General features: G+C 63.8%; 17 protein-coding genes. 9 read left to right on the top strand and 8 right to left on the bottom strand.

From position 1 onward, the window contains the following. Positions 1-110: 110 nt before the first annotated feature. The 3 genes from pdxB to rlmM all read right to left on the bottom strand — a co-directional run bounded on the left by pdxB (position 111) and on the right by rlmM (position 2,796). The gene (gene pdxB, locus RIN61_RS19735) at positions 111-1,253 is read right to left on the bottom strand and encodes a 4-phosphoerythronate dehydrogenase PdxB (protein ID WP_207878710.1); all 1,143 of its coding nucleotides are present in this window, start codon (positions 1,251-1,253) and stop codon (positions 111-113) included. A 60-nt stretch (positions 1,254-1,313) separates the two neighbouring features. Continuing rightward, the gene (tusA, locus tag RIN61_RS19730; RefSeq protein WP_112252118.1) at positions 1,314-1,556 is read right to left on the bottom strand and encodes a sulfurtransferase TusA; all 243 of its coding nucleotides are present in this window, start codon (positions 1,554-1,556) and stop codon (positions 1,314-1,316) included. 175 nt (positions 1,557-1,731) lie between these two features. Further along, positions 1,732-2,796 (bottom strand): 23S rRNA (cytidine(2498)-2'-O)-methyltransferase RlmM, encoded by a 1,065-nt coding sequence (rlmM, locus tag RIN61_RS19725; protein ID WP_112252117.1) that lies wholly within the window; start codon positions 2,794-2,796, stop codon positions 1,732-1,734. A 216-nt stretch (positions 2,797-3,012) separates the two neighbouring features. Here rlmM and acnA point away from each other — a divergent pair, with 216 nt between their 5' ends. The 3 genes from acnA to RIN61_RS19710 all read left to right on the top strand — a co-directional run bounded on the left by acnA (position 3,013) and on the right by RIN61_RS19710 (position 8,597). Further along, complete coding sequence (gene acnA / locus RIN61_RS19720) at positions 3,013-5,754, top strand: aconitate hydratase AcnA (RefSeq protein WP_207878712.1); 2,742 nt, start codon at positions 3,013-3,015, stop codon at positions 5,752-5,754. Between the two features lie 302 nt (positions 5,755-6,056). Beyond that, on the top strand, positions 6,057-6,833 hold the full coding sequence (locus RIN61_RS19715; protein WP_313853532.1) for a CPBP family intramembrane glutamic endopeptidase: 777 nt from the start codon (positions 6,057-6,059) through the stop codon (positions 6,831-6,833). Positions 6,834-7,031: 198 nt separating this feature from the next. After that, positions 7,032-8,597, top strand: a complete 1,566-nt coding sequence (locus RIN61_RS19710) for a methyl-accepting chemotaxis protein (RefSeq protein ID WP_313853530.1) — start codon at positions 7,032-7,034, stop codon at positions 8,595-8,597. A 239-nt stretch (positions 8,598-8,836) separates the two neighbouring features. Here the strand turns inward: RIN61_RS19710 and RIN61_RS19705 are convergent, their stop codons facing one another. The 5 genes from RIN61_RS19705 to RIN61_RS19685 form a co-directional block, all read right to left on the bottom strand. Then, positions 8,837-9,721 carry a pseudouridine synthase gene (locus tag RIN61_RS19705; RefSeq protein WP_313853527.1) on the bottom strand — a complete coding sequence of 295 codons (885 nt, stop codon included), beginning with the start codon at positions 9,719-9,721 and terminating at the stop codon, positions 8,837-8,839. A 51-nt stretch (positions 9,722-9,772) separates the two neighbouring features. Beyond that, a complete protein-coding gene (locus RIN61_RS19700) occupies positions 9,773-10,081 on the bottom strand; it encodes a hypothetical protein (RefSeq protein ID WP_004376097.1) in 309 nt (102 codons plus the stop codon). 65 nt (positions 10,082-10,146) lie between these two features. Continuing rightward, a complete protein-coding gene (locus tag RIN61_RS19695) occupies positions 10,147-10,578 on the bottom strand; it encodes a D-Ala-D-Ala carboxypeptidase family metallohydrolase (RefSeq protein ID WP_112252112.1) in 432 nt (143 codons plus the stop codon). A gap of 108 nt (positions 10,579-10,686) precedes the next feature. Continuing rightward, positions 10,687-10,926: a glutaredoxin family protein gene (locus RIN61_RS19690; protein WP_063913871.1), complete on the bottom strand. Its 240-nt coding sequence runs from the start codon at positions 10,924-10,926 to the stop codon at positions 10,687-10,689. A gap of 71 nt (positions 10,927-10,997) precedes the next feature. Next, complete coding sequence (locus RIN61_RS19685) at positions 10,998-12,206, bottom strand: ammonium transporter (protein WP_313853523.1); 1,209 nt, start codon at positions 12,204-12,206, stop codon at positions 10,998-11,000. A gap of 313 nt (positions 12,207-12,519) precedes the next feature. On the opposite strand from RIN61_RS19685, the gene RIN61_RS19680 reads away from it, so the two are divergent. From RIN61_RS19680 to RIN61_RS19655, 6 genes are all read left to right on the top strand, one after another. Next, complete coding sequence (locus tag RIN61_RS19680) at positions 12,520-12,834, top strand: ElaB/YgaM/YqjD family protein (RefSeq protein ID WP_313853521.1); 315 nt, start codon at positions 12,520-12,522, stop codon at positions 12,832-12,834. 9 nt (positions 12,835-12,843) lie between these two features. Further along, positions 12,844-13,218 carry a phage holin family protein gene (locus RIN61_RS19675; RefSeq protein WP_313853519.1) on the top strand — a complete coding sequence of 125 codons (375 nt, stop codon included), beginning with the start codon at positions 12,844-12,846 and terminating at the stop codon, positions 13,216-13,218. Further along, on the top strand, positions 13,215-13,544 hold the full coding sequence (locus RIN61_RS19670; RefSeq protein WP_112252110.1) for a hypothetical protein: 330 nt from the start codon (positions 13,215-13,217) through the stop codon (positions 13,542-13,544). Before RIN61_RS19675 ends, RIN61_RS19670 begins: the two co-directional genes overlap by 4 nt. A gap of 168 nt (positions 13,545-13,712) precedes the next feature. Then, complete coding sequence (locus tag RIN61_RS19665; RefSeq protein ID WP_313853517.1) at positions 13,713-15,044, top strand: deoxyguanosinetriphosphate triphosphohydrolase; 1,332 nt, start codon at positions 13,713-13,715, stop codon at positions 15,042-15,044. Positions 15,045-15,327: 283 nt separating this feature from the next. Continuing rightward, positions 15,328-15,945, top strand: coding sequence for a response regulator transcription factor (locus RIN61_RS19660; RefSeq protein WP_313853515.1), 618 nt, complete (start codon positions 15,328-15,330; stop codon positions 15,943-15,945). Positions 15,946-15,953: 8 nt separating this feature from the next. Beyond that, entirely contained in the window at positions 15,954-19,586 is a 3,633-nt protein-coding gene (locus RIN61_RS19655) for an ATP-binding protein (protein WP_313853512.1), read from the top strand. The last annotated feature ends 22 nt before the right edge of the window (positions 19,587-19,608 follow it).

The raw sequence follows: 19,608 nt of genomic DNA, 5'->3' as shown, positions 1-19,608 counted from the left end.
CCTTTCGCGGGTAAACCCGCTCCCACAGGTACCCGTTGACCTCAAGGCTTGTGCGGTCCCTGTGGGAGCGGGTTTACCCGCGAAGAGGCCGGCACAGCTTCGACAGGCTGTCAGACCAACACCCCACCCAAGGCACTGACCAGCTGCGCCAACTGCGGCGATTCCCCGCGCAAGCGCACCGCCAGCCCTTCGATCTCACGCCGTGGCGGGTACTGCTTGCGCAATTGATCGAACGCTGCACGCTGTTGCTGCGGGTCGTCGCTGAGGCTGCGACGGAAATCTGCATCGTCGCGGCGTGGGTCGTACACCGCGCGGCACAAGGTGGCCAAGGCCCAGGCCGGGTCGGTGCTGGCATCCAGCTCGATCTGCGCCAGCGGCGGCCGCGGTAGCAGGTCGGCCAGTTGCACCTGTTCACCGACACCAAGGAAGCGGCACAGCGCCTGGTAGATCTGCGCCGTACCGCGCTGGCGGCCATCGAGGCTGTAGCCGGCAATGTGCGGCGAAGCCAGTGTGCACAGGTCGGCCAGTTGCAGGTCGACTTGCGGCTCGCCTTCCCACACATCCAGCACTGCATGTACATCTTCGCGGTCCAGCAGCAGTTCGCGCAGGGCGGCGTTGTCCACTACCGGGCCACGGCTGGCATTGACCAGCCAGGCACCCGGGCGCAACTGTGCCAGCTGCGCCTGGCCCAGCAGATGCCAGGTCGGGTGCTCGCCGCCACGCTGCAAGGGGGTGTGCAGGCTGATCACATCGCATTGTTGCAGGATGGTTTCGAGGCTGACGTAGTCGCCGCCCTCGGCGGCCTGGCGCAGCGGGTCGCATACCAGTACCTTCCAGCCCAGGCCGTGCAGCACCCGCACCAGGCGGCCACCCACCTCACCCGCGCCGACCACGCCATATACGCGCTCGGGCAGTGCCACGCCATCCAGCTCGGCCAGAGTCAGCAGGCTACCCAGCACGTAATCGACCACACCGCGGGCATTGCAGCCCGGTGCGCTGCTCCATTGGATGCCGGCTTCGGCAAAGTAGTCCAGGTCGAGGTGGTCGGTGCCGATGGTGCAGGTGCCGACAAAGCGCACGCGGCTGCCTTCGAGCAACTGGCGGTCGACCTTGCTCACCGAGCGCACCAGCAGGATGTCGGCGTCCCTTACGCTGGCGGCATCGAGGCTTCGGCCGGGGTAACGGCGGATTTCGCCGAAACCCTGGAAGAAAGCATCGAGCAGCGGGATGTTCTCGTCTGCAACTATCAGCATGGCGCTCTCCTGTCTGGGGAACGCAGTGTAGGCGCAACGCCGGGCGTGTTCCAGAGCGGCTCAGTCGGCTTTCTTGCGGATCCAGTACAGGAAGGTACCGGCGTCTTCCTGCTGCTGCAGCAGTTCGTGGCCGAGGAAGTTGCAGAACTTGGGGATGTCGCGGCGGGTCGAGGGATCGGTGGCGATGACCTTGAGCAGGCCGCCAGCGGCCAGGGCGCGCACGTGCTGGTGCAGCATCATCACCGGTTCCGGGCAGTTCAGGCCGGTGGCATCGAGGATGGCGTCGGGGGTGAAATCGGTCATGAGGGACTCCGCAAATGATCGCTATTGTCGCGCATAGTACCGCGTGGACCAAGGGGGCGCTGTGCGGCCCAATCGCCGGCAAGCCAGTGCCCACAGGATTGCAGCAAGCCTGAAACAATTGCATCCCTGTGGGGGCTGGCTTGCCGGCGATTGGGCTGCAAAGCAGCCCGCGAAATCACCGCAGTTTCAGATCGAGCCGACGCAGATGGCAGGTCACTTCCTCACGGTCGTGATACAGCTGCTTGCAAGCAATCGACACCTTGATCTTGCGCGCCTTGAAGGTCGCCTCCATGCGCTCGAGCAGCCGGCGTACTTCGGCATAGCGCTGCTTCATCGGCAACTTCAGGTTGACCACCGCCTCACGGCACAACCCCTCGCCCAGCCAGGTCTCGATCAGCGAGGTGGTACGCGCCGGTTTCTCGACGATGTCGCACACCATCCAGTCCACCGGCTGCTTCGGTTGCCAGGTGAAACCATCGGCCATCAGGTGCTGGACCAAGCCGGTGTCCATCAAGCTCTCGGCCATCGGCCCGTTGTCGATGGCAGTCACCAGCATGCCCCGGCGCACCAGCTGGTAGGTCCAGCCACCCGGCGACGCACCCAGGTCGACGCCGGTCATGTCATCGCCCAGGCGCTGCTCCCACTGCTCGCGCGGGATGAACTGGTGCCAGGCCTCTTCCAGTTTGAGCGTCGAGCGGCTGGGCGCCTCGCGGGGGAACTTCAGGCGTGGGATGCCCATGGGCCACAGCGCACTGTTGTTGGCCGGGGCAACACCGGCAAATACGCGGCGACCGCTGATGAAGGTGAGCAGCAGGCGTGGGCGGCTGGCGTCGTCGACCAGGCGGCCGGCCTTTTCCAGGGCCTTGCGCAGCGGCACCTCGAACTTGCGGCAGAACGTGGACAGTTCCTTGCCTTCGTTGCTGTCCAGCACTTCCAGCCACAGGCTGCCGAACAGCGGGAAGTCGGCCAGGTGCGCCAACAGCACACTGATACGGTCGCTTTCCGGCAGCTCGACATAACCGCCACGGGCCCACTGCCGCGGGAAAATCAGCTGGTTGAAGCGCAGTTCCCCCATCAAGCGCTCGGCACCGCCCTCCTCGCTACAGACAAACTCGGCACTGGCACTTTGCGGCTTGCCTTTGGCATAGCCGGCAACACCCAGGCGGGCGGCATGTTCGCTGATTTCGGCGCACACCTCACCCTCGAAACCGGGCCGGCAATGCATGAACAGGGTATTCATCTCTCACTCCACTACGGCTGGCGCACCACAGGCGCTGGCAGGGCGGCGATGATAAAGGAAGATCGGAACCTGCGACACGCCCCGCCGGTCCAGAAAAGGGTCAGGTGGCGCAAAGCAGTCTAACCTGACCTTTCAGCCAGGTCCGTGCCGTGCGGATCGATACACAGCGGTGCCACCGGCAGATCTTGCCAGGCACCGGCGCAGAAGGAGTTGGCAATGCCCTCGCTCGATAGCCTGAATACCCTCAGATCACTCAAGGTCGGCGACCAGACCTACCACTACTTCAGCCTCCCCGAGGCCGCCCGCCAATTGGGCGACCTGCAGCACCTGCCCATGTCGCTGAAGGTGCTGCTGGAAAACCTGCTGCGCTGGGAGGACGGCCAGACCGTCACCGGCGACGACCTGCGCGCCCTCGCCCAATGGCTGGGTGACCGACGCTCCGACCGCGAGATCCAGTACCGCCCGGCGCGGGTGCTGATGCAGGACTTTACCGGTGTGCCGGCCGTGGTCGACCTGGCCGCCATGCGCGCAGCCATGGCCAAGGCCGGCGGCAACCCGCAGCGGATCAACCCGCTGTCACCCGTGGACCTGGTGATCGACCATTCGGTGATGGTCGACCGCTACGGCACGCCGCAGGCCTTCAGCGAGAACGTCGACATCGAGATGCAGCGCAACGGCGAGCGCTATGCCTTCCTGCGCTGGGGCCAGAGTGCCTTCGACAATTTCCGCGTGGTACCGCCGGGCACCGGCATCTGCCACCAGGTCAACCTGGAGTACCTCGGCCGCACCGTCTGGACCCGTGAGGCCGATGGTCGCACCTACGCCTTCCCCGACACTCTGGTCGGAACCGACTCACATACCACCATGATCAATGGCCTGGGCGTGCTCGGCTGGGGCGTGGGCGGCATCGAAGCGGAAGCGGCCATGCTCGGCCAGCCTGTGTCGATGCTGATCCCCGAAGTGATCGGCTTCAAGCTGACCGGCAAGCTGCGCGAAGGCATCACCGCCACCGACCTGGTGCTGACGGTGACGCAGATGCTGCGCAAGAAGGGCGTGGTGGGCAAGTTCGTCGAGTTCTATGGTGATGGCCTGGCCGAGCTGCCCTTGGCCGACCGTGCGACCATTGCCAACATGGCCCCGGAATACGGTGCCACCTGCGGCTTCTTCCCGGTCGATCAGGTGACCCTGGACTACCTGCGCCTGTCAGGGCGCCCCGAGGCGACCGTGCAACTGGTCGAGCAGTACTGCAAAGCCCAAGGGCTGTGGCGGCTGCCGGGCCAGGAGCCACTGTTCAGCGACAGCCTGGCGCTGGACATGCAAGAGGTCGAGGCCAGCCTGGCCGGGCCAAAGCGGCCGCAGGACCGGGTAGCCCTGGGCCAGGTCAGCCAGGCCTTCGACCACTTCATCGAACTGCAACCCAGACCGCTGGCCAAAGAGGTAAGCCGCCTGGAAAGCGAAGGTGGCGGCGGCGTGGCGGTGGGCAACGCCGACCAGGCCGGGGAGATCGACTACAGCCATCAAGGCCAGACCCACACCCTGCGCGATGGCGCCGTGGTGATTGCCGCGATCACCTCGTGTACCAACACCTCCAACCCCAGCGTGATGATGGCCGCCGGGCTGGTGGCGAAAAAGGCCCTGGAAAAAGGCCTGCAACGCAAACCCTGGGTCAAGAGTTCGCTGGCGCCGGGCTCAAAGGTGGTCACCGACTACTTCAAGGCCGCCGGGCTCACCACCTATCTGGACCAATTGGGGTTCGATCTGGTCGGCTATGGCTGCACAACCTGCATCGGCAACTCCGGCCCGCTGGATGAAGCGATCGAAAAAGCCATCGGCAGCGCTGACCTCACGGTGGCTTCGGTGTTGTCGGGCAACCGCAACTTCGAAGGCCGGGTGCACCCGCTGGTCAAGACCAACTGGCTGGCCTCGCCGCCGCTGGTGGTGGCCTATGCCCTGGCCGGCAGCGTGCGCCTGGACCTGACCCGCGACCCGCTGGGCACCGGCAAGGATGGCCAGCCGGTGTACCTGCGCGACATCTGGCCCAGCCAGCAGGAAATTGCCGCTGCCGTGGCCAAGGTCGACACGGCAATGTTCCACAAGGAATACGCCGAAGTGTTCGCCGGCGATGCGCAGTGGCAGGCCATCGAGGTACCCCAGGCGGCCACCTACGTGTGGCAGGCCGACTCCACCTATATCCAGCATCCACCATTCTTCGACGACATCGGCGGGCCTCCCCCGCAAATCACCGACATCCAGGGTGCGCGGATTCTGGCGCTGCTGGGTGACTCGGTGACCACCGACCACATTTCCCCGGCCGGCAACATCAAGGCCGACAGCCCGGCCGGGCGCTACCTGCGCGAGAAGGGAGTGGAGCCCCGCGACTTCAACTCCTACGGCTCGCGGCGTGGCAACCATGAAGTGATGATGCGCGGTACCTTCGCCAACATCCGCATCCGCAACGAAATGCTGGCGGGCGAAGAAGGCGGCAACACCCTGCACGTGCCCAGCGGCGAGAAACTGTCGATCTACGACGCGGCCATGCGCTACCAGCAGGAAGGCACTGCACTGGTAGTGATCGCCGGCCAGGAATACGGCACCGGCTCGAGCCGAGACTGGGCGGCCAAGGGCACCAACCTGCTGGGGGTCAAGGCGGTGCTGGCGGAGAGCTTCGAGCGCATTCACCGTTCCAACCTGGTAGGCATGGGCGTGCTGCCGCTGCAGTTCAAGGCCGGACACAACCGCAAGCAACTGGGGCTGACCGGCAAGGAGAAGATCGATGTGCTGGGCTTGAACGGCGCACAGATTCGCCCGGGCATGAGCCTGCCCTTGCGCATCACCCGCGAGGATGGGCAGCAGGAGCAGTTTGAGGTGCTGTGCCGGATCGATACGCTGAATGAAGTGGAATACTTCAAGGCGGGGGGAATATTGCATTATGTGTTGCGTCAGCTGATTGCTGGTTGAGGCGCGTATGCTTGGGGCTGCTGTGCAGCCCATCGCCTGTAGGAGCGGCCTTGTGTCGCGATGGGGCGCGCAGCGGCCCCGGGTTTTCAGCTTCGCAGCAAAGATTGCCGGGGCCGCTGCGCGCCCCATCGCGACACAAGGCCGCTCCTACAAGGGCCAGTGCTGGCTTGAAGAGATATTCAAGGCAGTTGCTCCCACAGGCAAAGTACAGCCCTCAGCCTTGAGGCTATCCCTGTGGGAGCTGGCTTGCCGGCGATGGGCCGCGCAGCGGCCCCAATATCGTTCAACGAGAAGGACTACTCGTGCCTCGCTTCAACCTGATCGCACTTTTACTCCTGGCACTCGGCTACACCCTCGCCCTGAGCCATGGCAGCCTCGACATCACCACCCTGCCCACCTTCCTCGCCCTGCTCGCCAGCGCATTGCTCGCTCGTCGCCCCCAGCGCTGGCTACAAGCCCTGGGCCACGCATCGTTCATCCTGCTGGCCATCGCCCTGGCATTGCACTGGCTGCCCGGTTTCAACTCAACCAAGGTCATCGACGGCGTCATCCTGAGCCCTGGCGCTCTGCCTTTCACGATGTACCTGAACCTGGACAAACCGCTGATTGGCGCCTGGCTGCTGCTGGCCTGCCCTTGGCTGTTCCTGTGGCGCAGCCAGGGCCTGGCGACCAGCCTGCTATTCGCCCTGCCCCTGACCCTGCTTGCCTGCCTGGGTGGTGCCTGGGCACTGGGCACGCTTGCCTGGGCCCCGAAATGGCCCGACCAGGCCTGGCTCTGGCTGCTGAACAACCTGCTGCTGGTAAGCCTGACCGAAGAACTGTTGTTCCGCGGTTACATCCAGGCCGGCCTGCTACGGCTGCTGCGCCACCAAGGGCTGGCATTGCTCACCACCGCCTTGCTGTTCGGCCTGGCCCACCTGGGGGCCGGCTGGCAATGGGTGTACCTGGCCACGCTTGCCGGTTTCGGCTACGGCCTGGCGTACCGCTGGGGCGGCGTGGCGGCGGCGGTGCTCTGCCATTTCGCCCTGAACCTGGTGCACTTCACCCTGTTCAGCTATCCGATGCTGGCTCTTGGCTAGCCAATCGGTCATCATTCGACTTATCCGTCATGAAACAGCAGTAAAAACGCAATAATGAGCCCAACTTGCTCAAATGTGCTCGTTGGCTAACGCAGATCGAGTGATGGCTTATTGCCACAGATCAAGCACATTAAATATCCATTCAATAAAACCAGCGGCTTGCCGATACCTGTCGAAAGCCCTGCGGACTATCAACCCATGCGTAACAACCAGCCGATTACCCAGAGAGAACGGACTTTCCCTGCCCAGCAGCGGTTGATCTCCACCACCAATGCCAAAGGTGTGATCACTTACTGCAACGATGCCTTCATCGAGATCAGTGGTTTCACCCGCGAAGAACTGACCGGTGCGCCGCACAACCTGGTGCGCCACCCCGATGTGCCGCCAGCGGTGTTTGCCCATATGTGGCAAACCCTCAAGCAGGGCCAGCCGTGGATGGGCATCGTCAAGAACCGCTGCAAGTCCGGCGACCACTACTGGGTCAATGCCTATGTCACGCCGATCTTCGACAACAACCAGGTGGTCGGCTTCGAATCAGTGCGGGTCAAGCCTACCGCCGAGCAGGTCCGCCGCGCCGAGGCGCTGTACCAGCGCATCAACCAGGGCAAGCCGGCGGTACCGCGCCGGGACAAGTGGCTGCCGGTGCTGCAGGACTGGTTGCCGTTCATCCTGATCAGCCAGGTGGGCTTCCTGATCGGCAACTGGCTGGGCCATTCCTGGGGCTTCGCCCTGGCTGCCGGGCTTTCCGTACCGCTGGGCCTGCTGGGCCTGAGCTGGCAGCAGCGCGGCCTCAAACGCCTGCTGCGCCTGGCCGAACAGACCACCTCCGACCCGCTGATCGCGCAGATGTACACCGACAGCCGTGGCGTGCAGGCGCGCCTGGAAATGGCCATGCTCAGCCAGGACGCACGTATGAAAACCTGCCTGACCCGCCTGCAGGACAGCGCCGAACACCTCAGCGAACAGGCGCGTCAGTCCGATGTGCTGGCGCACAAGAGTTCTTCGGGCCTGGAACGCCAGCGAGTGGAGACCGAGCAGGTTGCCGCTGCGGTCAACCAGATGGCCGCCACCACCCAGGAAGTGGCCAACCACGTGCAGCGCACCGCCGATGCCACCCAGGAAGCCAACCGCCTGACCAGCCAGGGCCGGCAGATTGCCGGTGAAACCCGCGAGGCCATCGAACGCCTCTCGGCGGCGGTGGGCGAGACCGGCCAGACGGTGACGCAACTGGCCAAGGACAGTGATGAGATTGGTGGCGTGGTCGATGTGATCAAGGGCATCGCCGACCAGACCAACCTGCTGGCGCTGAACGCGGCCATCGAAGCGGCACGTGCCGGTGAAATGGGCCGAGGCTTTGCCGTGGTGGCCGACGAAGTGCGCCAGCTGGCCCAGCGCACTGCCGAATCCACCGGGCAGATCCACGGCCTGATCGCCAAGCTGCAACAAACCGCCAGCAATGCCGTACTGACCATGGAAACCGGCCATCGCCAGGCGCAGGAAGGCGTCGACCGTGTGATGCAGGCCGACGAGGCGCTGGTGGGCATCAGTGAGGCGGTTGCCAACATTACCGACATGGCAACCCAGATTGCTGCAGCGACCGAGGAACAGACTGCGGTGGCTGACGAGATCAGCCGCAACATCAGCACCATCGCCGACCTCGCCGACCAGACTGCCGAACAGGCCCAGCACTCTGCGCTGCTCAGCGAAGAGCTGACCAGTACTGCTGGCAGCCAGTATTCGCTGGTGGAACGGTTCAACCGCTAGGGCGGCTTCCAGAGGTACGGCATGCACTTGTAGCTGCGCCGTACCTTTGGGATTCACTGCTTTGCGCAAAACTCAGAAGATTGCGCGGTCACTGTGGGAGCGGGTTCACCCGCGAACACCGGCAAAGCCGGTGCCATCCAGCGCACAGGCTTATTCGCGGGTGAACCCGCTCCCACAGGGGACCGCGCAAGCCTTCAGAGTGCATTCACTGCAACTGCTTCCTGCAATGAGCGTGTGCTTTACCAATCCAGCCGCAAGCGGCTCTCGAAGTAGCGCTCTTCCCCGCTCAACGGGTCTGCAAAGCGCAGGCTCTGCGCCAGCAACTTCAGCGGCCGCTGGTAGTCATCCTCTTCATTGACCAACTGCGGATAGAACGGGTCATTGCAGATCCCCGCCCCCAATGCTGCCATGTGCACACGCAACTGATGGGTCTTGCCAGTCACCGGCGACAGCCCGTAACGCCACAGCTCACCGTTCTTCTCCAGCACTTCGGCCAGGGTTTCGCTGTTGGCCTCCCCCTCTACCTCATGCATGCGGAAAAACGGCTCGCCATGTCCCAGGCGGCTTTTGTGCACCAGCGGGAAAACGTGCTGCGGCATGGCCGCGGCAATGGCCTGGTAGCGCTTGTCGATGCGACGTTCAGGGAACAGCCGTTGGTAGGCACTGCGGCTCTGCGGGTTGGCGGAAAACAGCACAAGCCCGGCGGTATGCCGGTCGATACGGTGCAACGGCACCAGATGCGGGTTGCCCAGGCGGCGGATCAGGCGGCGCAATAAGGTCTGTTCGACGTATTCACCAGTCGGCGTCACTGGCAGGAAATGCGGCTTGTCGGCCACCACCAGGTGCTCATCCACATGCAGTATGGTCTCCTGCACCGGGATCGGCCGCTCGTTCGGCACCTCACGGAAGTAGTGCAAACGCATACCGCGCTTGTAAGGCAGTTCGGCAGAAACCGCCCTGCCCTCGGCATCCAGCACCCGGCCACGGGCAAAGCGGTCGAGCCACTGGGCGCGGTCGATGGTCTTGAAATGGTCACACAGGCAGTCGAGCACCGTCGCCCAGTTACCGGGGGGCAGGCACACCGTGCTGGCTTGCTGGCGGGCGGGGTCGAAAGGCGTGGTCATGGCAGGGCTCGAAACGTTCACGGCCGCGCATTATCCCCCAAGCCCGCGCCCTCAACCAGCCTGGGCAATGGCCTCACAGCGCTCCTTCAGCCAGCGCAACACCTGCACCGGCTCCCAGCGCCCAGGGTCATAGAGGGCATACAGCAGCCCCTGGTAACCCACCACATCCAGCCCACGGTGGTAGCCGGCACGCTGGAACAAGGCCTCGATCTCGGCGAAGCAGGTATTGAAGTGGACCTTGCCGAACGGCGTACGGTCGTCGGTAACCAGGCCTTCGAGGCGCAGTTCCAGAACAGCATCGGCCACCCGCTCGACGGGCATGCGGTTGACGCTGTACTTGAGTTGCTCGACATTGAGCATGGCTTCACCTCGATACTGTATTTATATACAGCATACGAACATCCCCTTGCCGCCGTCAATGCGCTTCATTGCAGCCCCGGCAGATAGCCGCTGCCTTTACGAATGGTCAACACCTGGCGCCGAGGGACGCCGCGCGATACGGCCAGGTGCACCCAGTTATCGAATTCGAGGATCAGCTGGTCGAAGGGAATGGCGCTTTCGCTGACCCGGAGCACAACCTCGCGCGGGCTCACTCCAAACACCGTGAAGTCAGCCGCCAGCCCCTGCAAATGCTGGCTCGTCCGCGCCCCGCCAATGCGCTGGTTGACCGCGGGGCTGCGATAGCCGCTACTGACGATGACCGGTGCGCCGAACAGCGCCCGCACCTGCTCCAGTGAATTGCACAGCAACTGCAGGTTGGCACGCGCCTCGGCTGGTGGATTATTGTCGAGCCCTTCCCTGGCGGCGAGCTGCGAAACGGTCATTTCATCGAGGGTGAAATGGGGTGAAATGAGCATGGCTGGGTTCCTGATGACCGGTGAAAAATGCCGGCCTCAAGGTGCCGGCAGCCGATCATCACAACGCAGCATGCCGCATGGAGCAGGGACAGACCTCCCCTGGCGCAATTACTGCGCGAGAAACGCCACCACCTGTTCGGCATCGAACGGCCAGTGCAGCTCGGCGCCGTTGTCACAGCGGCGCAGCACCGGAATGATCAGGCCATAGCGTTCGAACAGGGCTTCGTTCTCGGCAATGTCGACCAGCTCCACCAGCAGGCCATGGTCGACGAAGGGCATCAGCACGGCCTCGGCCACTTCACACAGGTGGCAGCCGAGGGTGCCGAACAGTTGGCATTCAGGCAGCATGGGGCAAGTCCGCGTTGGCAGGAGGGAAACCTATTCTAGGTCCGTCCTGCGCACAGTGCACCTGACCTGGCTCAATCCTGGCTGGTGGCGCCGATACGGTGCAGCGACAGGTCCGCGCCCTGGAACTCCTGCTCATGGCTCAAGCGCAGCCCGTGCAGCGCGCGGATTGCCCCATACACGGCAAAACCGCCAGCCAATGCCACCACCACGCCCATCAGGCTGCCCAGCACCTGGCTGGCCAGGCTGACGCCGCCCATTCCACCAAGAACCTCCTGGCCGAAGATGCCGCAGGCCATGCCACCCCATACGCCACACAGGCCATGCAACGGCCACACACCCAGCACATCGTCGATCTTCCAGCGGTTCTGCGCTGCGGTGAAGGTCCAGACGAACAGCGCGCCCGCCACCAGGCCGGTGGCCAGCGCACCAATCGGGTGCATCAGGTCGGAACCGGCACACACCGCCACCAGCCCGGCCAGCGGCCCGTTATGCAGGAAACCTGGGTCGTTACGCCCGGCCAGCAAGGCCGACAGGGTGCCACCGACCATGGCCATCAGCGAGTTGATCGCCACCAGGCCGCTGACACCCTGCAGGGTCTGGGCACTCATGACGTTGAACCCGAACCAGCCGATGATCAGGATCCACGACCCTAATGCCAGGAAAGGAATGCTCGACGGCGCAAACGCCACCAGCCGGCCCTCACGGTAGCGCCCGCGGCGCGCGCCCAGCAGCAGTACCGCCGCCAACGCCAGCCAGCCGCCCATGGCATGCACCACCACCGAGCCGGCAAAGTCATGGAACGGCGCACCGAAGCGTGCCTGCAACCAGGCCTGTACGCCCAGGTTGCCGTTCCACACCACCCCCTCGAAGAATGGGTAGATGAACGCCACGATCAACGCCGTGGCGCACAGTTGCGGCACGAAGCGTGCCCGCTCGGCGATGCCCCCGGAGATGATTGCCGGGATCGCCGCGGCGAAGGTCAGCAGGAAGAAGCACTTGACCAGCGCATAGCCATGGTCGGCAGCCAGCGCCGCCGCCGGCTGGAAGAAGCTGACCCCGTAGGCGATCCAGTAGCCGATGAAGAAGTACACCAATGCAGAAATAGCGAAATCGCTGAGAATCTTCGACAAGGCATTGACCTGGTTCTTGTGACGCACCGTGCCCACTTCGAGAAACGCGAAGCCGGCATGCATGGCCAGCACCAGGATGGCGCCCATGAGAATGAACAGGGTGTTGGAACCGTGGACCAGAGAGTCCATCGCGCTGTGCATGTTTTCCATGAAATAGGCAGGCCTGCTGAAAAAGGCACCAGGACAGTTCAAGAACCTGCATCCCTGCACCGAATCGGTGCCAGCTCCCTGCCCTGTTCCGGTGAGCCGGGCGGAGCCTGCGTGGTTTTTTCTTGGGTTTGTCGTGGATTGGGTTAAGGTTTATCGGTATCCGCTGCGCTGGCGCCCTGAATCGGCGCAATACTCGCCCTGGGCGCCCCGCAACGTGGCAAAGCCATAGCAAGGCTCATACCAGCGTCGGCACTTGAACCTTCCGCGCGTGCGATCACTCGAACTACCAACATTCATCGACAGGGAGACACCCATGGCCAGCAAATCGGCAAAGACTGCACAAGAGATATTGACGGCTGACTTCCAGGCACTGGTCCGCGACACCGAGAAGCTGCTGGCCGACACCGCCAACCTGGCAGGCGACCAGGCTGACGAGTTGCGTGAACAGATCCACGACCGCCTGACCCTGGCCCGCGAAACCCTGCAGCTGACCCAGGACTCGGTGCGCGAGCGCGGCCAGGCAGCACTGGGCAGTGCCGAACAATACGTACAGGAAAAACCATGGCAGGCGATCGGCATTGCCGCTGGCGTCGGCCTGTTGATCGGCCTGCTGGCCAACCGGCGCTAAGGGGTTCCCATGGAGAACGACGCCAACGGCGCCAGCGCCTCGGGCAAGCGCCTGGGTGCGGCTGTCCTGGGGCTGCTGCACAGCCATATCGAACTGTTTGGCATCGAGTTGCAGGAGCAGAAGGGCCGCACCTTGAGCCTGCTGCTGTTCGCTGGCCTGGCCCTGGTATTCGCCCTGCTGCTGCTGACGGCGCTGTCCGGGCTGCTGCTGGTGCTGCTGTGGGACAGCTATCGCCTGGCCGGCATCATCGGCCTGTGCGTGTTCTACGGCATCGCCGCGTTGTATTGCGGCCTGCGCCTGAAGGCAGCGGTGTTCGACGAGTCGTCGCCCTTCGGCGCCACCCTCGAGGAACTTGCCAAGGACCGGGAGCGCCTGTTGCCATGAACCTGCCAGAACTGCCAAACACCCGTAACCCGCGCGAACTGCGCAAGGCGCTGCTGCGCCTGCGCATGGAAATGCACCGCCAGGAAATCCGCCACGAGTCCGCGCAGTTGCTGGAGCCACTGCGCCGCGTGCGCGGCATGGGCAGCTCGCTGCACGATGGGCTGGGCATCAAGCATGCACCGCTGTGGGGGATAGGCGCCGTGGTGGCGCTGGGCTTCCTCACCGGCAAGGGCGTGCGCAGCGGCAACCTGGCGCGGCTGGTGCGTCTGGGCACCAGCCTGCTGCCGTTGCTGCGCCTGTACCTGCAAGGCAGCCGCCGCCCCTGACGATCTGTATTGCCCCTTGTGGGAGCGGGTTTACCCGCGAATGCGGCACTGGAGACACCGACGCATTCGCGGGTAAACCCGCTCCCACAGGGTCGGTATCGACCTGCCCCTTGCGCATATGCACGCGACACTGGAAGCTAATGCCTTCGATCCACAGGAGACCGCGCCTTGGACTGGCACACCCTGCTCACCCGCGAACGCCTGGGCAAAGCCCTGTACAGCGCCGATGAACTCGGGCGCAGCCCCTTTCACAAGGACCACGACCGCATCATCTTCTCCGGTGCCTTCCGCCGCCTCGGGCGCAAGACCCAGGTGCACCCGGTTTCCAGCAACGACCATATCCACACACGCCTGACCCACTCGCTGGAAGTCAGCTGCGTCGGCCGCTCGCTGGGCATGCGCGTCGGCGAAACCCTGCGCGACAGCCTGCCGGACTGGTGCGCTCCCAGTGACCTGGGAATGATCGTGCAGTCGGCCTGCCTGGCCCATGACATCGGCAACCCACCGTTCGGCCACTCTGGCGAAGATGCCATCCGCCACTGGTTCCAGCAGGCGGCCGGGCGCGGCTGGCTGGACGACATGAGCGGCGACGAGCGCGCCGACTTCCTCAACTTCGAAGGCAACGCCCAAGGCTTTCGCGTACTCACCCAGCTGGAATATCACCAGTTCGATGGTGGTACACGGCTGACCTATGCCACCCTCGGCACTTACCTGAAGTACCCGTGGAGCGCACGCCACGCCGACGCCCTGGGTTACAAGAAGCACAAGTTCGGCAGTTACCAGAGCGAACTGCCGCTGCTCGAGCAGATCGCCCGCAAGCTTGGCCTGCCACAACTGGAACATCAGCGCTGGGCGCGCCATCCGCTGGTCTACCTGATGGAAGCCGCGGATGACATCTGCTACGCGCTGATCGACCTGGAAGACGGCCTGGAAATGGAGCTGCTGCAATATGCCGAAGTCGAAGCGCTGCTGCTCGACCTGGTCGGCGAGGATCTGCCGGAAACCTACCGCCAACTCGGCCCTGGCGACTCCAGGCGGCGCAAGCTGGCGATCCTGCGCGGCAAGGCCATCGAGCACCTGACCAACGCTGCCGCCCACGCCTTCGTCGAACAGCAGCAAGCCTTGCTGGCCGGGCAGCTGGCGGGCGACCTGGTCGAACACATGCATGGCCCGGCCAAGCGCTGCGTGCTGCAGGCCAAGGACATGGCACGCAACAAGATCTTTCAGGACAAGCGCAAGACCCTGCACGAGATCGGCGCCTACACCACGCTGGAGATTCTGCTCAACACCTTCTGCGGGGCCGCCCTCGAACAGCACGGTGGACGCACGCCCTCGTTCAAGAGCCGCCGGGTACTGGACCTGATCGGCAACAATGCCCCCGACCCGCACGGCTCGCTGCACAGCGCCTTCCTGCGCATGATCGACTTCATCGCCGGGATGACCGACAGCTATGCCAGCGAAATGGCCCGGGAAATGACCGGGCGCTCCAGCCCGACCTGAGCCCTGCCGGTGCAGCCCGGGTATCCCTCGGAGCTGCACCGTATATTGTGGGAAACTTCCTACATATGCTGGCGACAAGATGCACAACACGAATAAAAATAAATGAAAAGTTACCAATCACATTTTGACATTGGGTTAAACGCGTCTGTTTCGTAGCCCGAATTGTTTTATCTTGTAAGCCATTTCCCATATAGGGCTGATAGCCCTTCCTCGCATGCCCGATGACTTTCAACTGCGATAAGGTGCCGCCTGTCACCCTCAATCGCCCGTAGGGAAGTTGAACATGCATTCCATATTTATTGTCGACGACCATCCCGTCATCCGCCTGGCTGTTCGTATGCTGCTGGAAAACCAGAATTACAAAGTTGTCGGCGAGTCGGACAACGGCGTGGACGCCATGCAGATGATTCGCGAAACCGCTCCCGACCTGGTCATACTCGACATCAGCATTCCCAAGCTGGACGGGCTGGAGGTGCTTGCCCGGTTCCAGGCCATGGCCCTACCCCTGAAGGTGCTGATACTGACCGCACAATCTCCGGCTTTGTTTGCCGTGCGCTGCATGCACTCTGGCGCTGCAGGCTATGTATGCAAGCAGGAAGACCTGAGCGAACTACTCAGTGCAATCAAGGCCGTGCTGGCTGGTTACAACTATTTCCCCAGCCAGGCAATCAAGCATGACCAGGCGGTAAATGCCGACTTGCAACTTTTCCGCCAGGTGAATGACCGCGAACTGATGGTACTGCAACTATTCGCCCAAGGCCGCAGCAACAAGGAAATTGCCAAGGGCATGTTCCTCAGCAGCAAGACAGTCAGTACCTACAAGAAGCGCCTCATGTACAAACTTCAGGTCAATACGCTGGTCGACCTGATTGAAATGGCCAAACGCAACGCGCTGGTTTGAGGGTAGTCATGGCGTACCCTATCGTTCGCCTGTTGCTCACCCTGCTCCTGTTCAGCGGCGTGGCACAGGCTACCCATCACGAGGCTTCATCCTATACCTTGCTGGCACGCTCATCGGCCAAGCCGGCACTGCCTGCGCTCACCGACGAGCAACGGCAATGGCTCGAAGGCCGTCAGGAACTGGTGCTGGGGACCTCGGCTCCGGACTACCCGCCGTTCGACATCACCAGTGGGGGCCGCGACTACCAAGGCCTTACCGCCGAGTACGCGAGCCTGATCGGCAAGGCCCTGCAGTTGCCCGTGCGGGTTCTGCGCTTTTCCAGCCGACAAGCGGCGGTGGAAGCGCTCCGGCATGGCGATATCGACCTGCTTGGCAGCGCCAACGGCTACGAAGCGGCCAGCGATGGCCTGGCCCTGTCGCACCCCTATGCCATCGACCAACCGGTACTGGTAACGCGCGAGGACGAAAGCCGGGCGCTGGACACGGGCCTGGCCGGCATGCGCCTGGGCATGCTCTACCACTACCTGCCCCGGCAGGAGGTGAACAGAACCTACCCCAAGGCCGAGCTCCTGGCCTTCGGCTCGTCCAGCCAGGCCCTGAGTGCCGTGGCGTTCGGCCAGGCCGACGTGTTCATCGGCGATACCATTTCCACCCATTACCAGCTCAACCGCGGCCACCTGCCACGCCTGCGCATGGCCAGTTTCGGCAAGCACGAAGCCATCGGCTTCGGTTTTGCCCTGCGTCACGAGGACAGGGTGTTGATGGAGATGGTTAACGCCACCCTGGACAGACAGACCTCGGCCATACGCGCCAGTATCTTCAAGCGCTGGAGCGCCGGTAGCGACCTGCTGCTGACCGACCGCAAGCTGCAACTGACCGACACCGAAGAGCAGTGGCTGAAGGACCACCCGGTAATGCGTGTGGCAATCGATGACACCGCTGCACCTGTCTCCTATTTCGATGGCTCGGGGCATTTTCGCGGCATCACCGCCGACCTGCTCGAACTGCTTCGCCTGCGCACCGGCTTGCGTTTCGAAGTGCAGCGCGCCAGCGGCCTTGCAGACATGATTGCCCGCCTGAAGGACGGCCGCGCCGATGTCATCGCCGCACTGGCCACCGGCGGGGTGAACGAAGACGACCTGCAAATCAGCCAGCCCTACCTGGAAAGCGCCTATGTGCTGGTCAGCCGCAAGGACAAGCAACCCTTCACCTCGCTGGAACAGTTGCAGGGTCATCGCATCGCCATTACCCGCTACAGTGCCATGGACGCCATGCTGTCGCGGCACTATCCGCAAATCGGCTGGGTCGAGACCGAAAGCTCGTTCTATTCCATGGCGTTGCTCAACAGTGGTGCCGTCGATGCGGTGATCACCACCTTGATCGACGCCAACCACGCGCTGGCCGGCAACCCTGAACTGGTCATCCGGGCCACTGTCGGCAGCGACCCTGCCAGCTTCGCCATGGCCACCAGTGCCCCGTCGCAGGCGCTGGTGTCGATCCTCGACAAGGCGCTGCTGAGCATCTCGCCGGAAGAACTGGGGGTCATCAACAACCGCTGGCGCGGCTTCAGCCTGCACGAGGATGGCAACGACCACGGTTACCGAAGGCTGGCGATACAGGTGGTACTCGGCACCGCCGTGCTGTTGCTGCTGGCCTTGTTGTGGAATGCCCGCCTGCGCCTGCAGATTCGCCAGCGGCAACGCGCCGAACGGGCATTGAACGACCAGGTGGCATTCATGCGCGCCCTGCTCAACGGCACGCCCCACCCCATGTACGTGCGTGACCGCGAGGGCCGCCTGCAAAGCTGCAACTACAGCTACCTGGAAGCCGTGCAGGCGCGCTCCGAGGAGGTCATCGGCAAGAACCTGGAGGGGAGCCTGTTCGCCGATTGCGAGCAGACCCGGCAGATCCACGCCGACTACCTGAAGGTAATGGCCGAAGGCTCGCCACTGATCATGGACCGGACACTACGGATCCAGGACCGGGAGATGACCATCTACCACTGGATTCTGCCGTACCGCGACTCACTGGGTGAGGTGCAGGGCATCATCGGTGGCTGGATCGACATCAGCGAGCGCCGCCATCTGGTCATGGAGTTGCGCCAGGCCAAGCAGCAGGCCGACGATGCGAACCGCGCCAAAAGCACGTTCCTGGCCACCATCAGCCACGAAATCCGCACCCCGATGAATGCGGTCATCGGCATGCTCGAGCTGGCAGTCAAGCGTGCCGACCAAGGCCGGGTAGACCGCTGCGCGCTGGAGCTGGCCCACCATTCGGCCAAGGACCTGCTGGGCCTGATCGGCGATATCCTCGACATCGTGCGCATCGAATCCGGGCACTTGTCCCTCGCTCCGGAGGCCGTCGACCTGGCGGCCCTGGTCGAATCGGTGGGGCGTATTTTCGAAGGCCAGGCGCGGCAGAAAGGCCTGGCCCTGGAGGTGATGATCGCTCCGGCCGCACGCTGCCATGCCCTGCTCGACCCCCTGCGCTTCAAGCAGGTCCTGTCCAACCTGGTGAGCAACGCCATCAAGTTCACCGAGCATGGTCAGGTGCGCATCTGCGTAGGCCTGGAAGACGACGGCGCCACCACTCCCGCCGTGCTGGAGCTGGAAGTGCGCGACAGCGGCATCGGTATCCACGCCGACGACCTGCAACGCCTGTTCAACCCGTTCATCCAGGCCAACCCGCATAGCCAGAGCGCCCGCGCGGGTACCGGGCTAGGCCTGGCCATCTGTCGCAACCTGTGCGAAATGATGGGCGGCAGCCTGACCATCAAGAGCCTGGAGGATGTCGGCACCCAGGTGCGCCTGAAGATGCCGCTGCAGCGGGTTGACGCTGCAGCGCCGCCGGCCCCGCTGATCGAGAACCTCGATGTGCCGGACCCGCGGCTGAGCGTACTGGTGATCGATGACCACCCGGCCAACCTGCAGCTGATGGCACAGCAGCTTGGCTACCTGGGGCTGGAGCACACCAGCGCCCGCGACGGTCGCGAAGGCCTGGCCACCTGGCGGGCGGGGGACTTCGATGTGCTGGTGCTCGACTGCAACATGCCGCACATGAACGGCTACCAGCTGGCCACCGCCGTGCGTACCGAGGAACGCCATGGCAAGCGGCCGCGCTGCACCATTCTCGGCTACACCGCCAACGCGCAGCCGGAGGTACGCCGCAAGTGCCTGAGCGCCGGCATGGACGACTGCCTGCTCAAGCCCATAAGCCTGGGTACGCTCAGCCAGCGCCTGGCCGGCATCCGCCCGCGCCGCCGGCAGAAATCGCGGCGCAAGCTGTACAACCTGGACGGCCTGGCCACAGTGGTCGGGCATGACCCGAACGACCGCCAGCGCTTCCTGATGGCGTTGCAGCAGAGCCTGCAGGCCGACCTGGGAACTTTGATGGCATTGCATCCGCAGCACGACAGCGATGCCATTGCCGAACAGGCGCACAAGGTGCTCAGCGCCGCGCGGATGCTGGAAGCCCCCGAACTGATGAAGGCTTGCGAAGCCCTGGAGGCAGGCGGCTTGCCTACCGCCCAGATACGCCTGCGGCGCCAGGCACTGGCACGGCATATGTGCCGGGTAGAACGTGCCCTGGCCAGGGAGCTGGCCACCGGTAGCTGCACACAGGCAGGCAGCCAGGCGTGTTAACTGGTAGACTGCGCGGCGTTAT

This window comes from Pseudomonas inefficax, from assembly GCF_032164165.1.
GTDB classification, from domain to species: domain Bacteria; phylum Pseudomonadota; class Gammaproteobacteria; order Pseudomonadales; family Pseudomonadaceae; genus Aquipseudomonas; species Aquipseudomonas inefficax.
Note: the sequence above shows the minus strand (reverse complement) of the source record. Positions and strands in the feature narration are given on the sequence as shown.

Bases quoted from the DNA above. Each gene is read 5' to 3' on its own strand.
- pdxB (WP_207878710.1), bottom strand. From the start codon at position 1,253: ATGCTGATAGTTGCAGACGAGAACATCCCGCTGCTCGATGCTTTCTTC.
- RIN61_RS19680 (WP_313853521.1), top strand. From the start codon at position 12,520: ATGGCCAGCAAATCGGCAAAGACTGCACAAGAGATATTGACGGCTGAC.
- rlmM (WP_112252117.1), bottom strand. From the start codon at position 2,796: ATGAATACCCTGTTCATGCATTGCCGGCCCGGTTTCGAGGGTGAGGTG.
- RIN61_RS19695 (WP_112252112.1), bottom strand. From the start codon at position 10,578: ATGCTCATTTCACCCCATTTCACCCTCGATGAAATGACCGTTTCGCAG.
- tusA (WP_112252118.1), bottom strand. From the start codon at position 1,556: ATGACCGATTTCACCCCCGACGCCATCCTCGATGCCACCGGCCTGAAC.
- RIN61_RS19710 (WP_313853530.1), top strand. From the start codon at position 7,032: ATGCGTAACAACCAGCCGATTACCCAGAGAGAACGGACTTTCCCTGCC.
- acnA (WP_207878712.1), top strand. From the start codon at position 3,013: ATGCCCTCGCTCGATAGCCTGAATACCCTCAGATCACTCAAGGTCGGC.
- RIN61_RS19700 (WP_004376097.1), bottom strand. From the start codon at position 10,081: ATGCTCAATGTCGAGCAACTCAAGTACAGCGTCAACCGCATGCCCGTC.
- RIN61_RS19675 (WP_313853519.1), top strand. From the start codon at position 12,844: ATGGAGAACGACGCCAACGGCGCCAGCGCCTCGGGCAAGCGCCTGGGT.
- RIN61_RS19670 (WP_112252110.1), top strand. From the start codon at position 13,215: ATGAACCTGCCAGAACTGCCAAACACCCGTAACCCGCGCGAACTGCGC.
- RIN61_RS19705 (WP_313853527.1), bottom strand. From the start codon at position 9,721: ATGACCACGCCTTTCGACCCCGCCCGCCAGCAAGCCAGCACGGTGTGC.
- RIN61_RS19685 (WP_313853523.1), bottom strand. From the start codon at position 12,206: ATGGAAAACATGCACAGCGCGATGGACTCTCTGGTCCACGGTTCCAAC.
- RIN61_RS19655 (WP_313853512.1), top strand. From the start codon at position 15,954: ATGGCGTACCCTATCGTTCGCCTGTTGCTCACCCTGCTCCTGTTCAGC.
- RIN61_RS19660 (WP_313853515.1), top strand. From the start codon at position 15,328: ATGCATTCCATATTTATTGTCGACGACCATCCCGTCATCCGCCTGGCT.
- RIN61_RS19690 (WP_063913871.1), bottom strand. From the start codon at position 10,926: ATGCTGCCTGAATGCCAACTGTTCGGCACCCTCGGCTGCCACCTGTGT.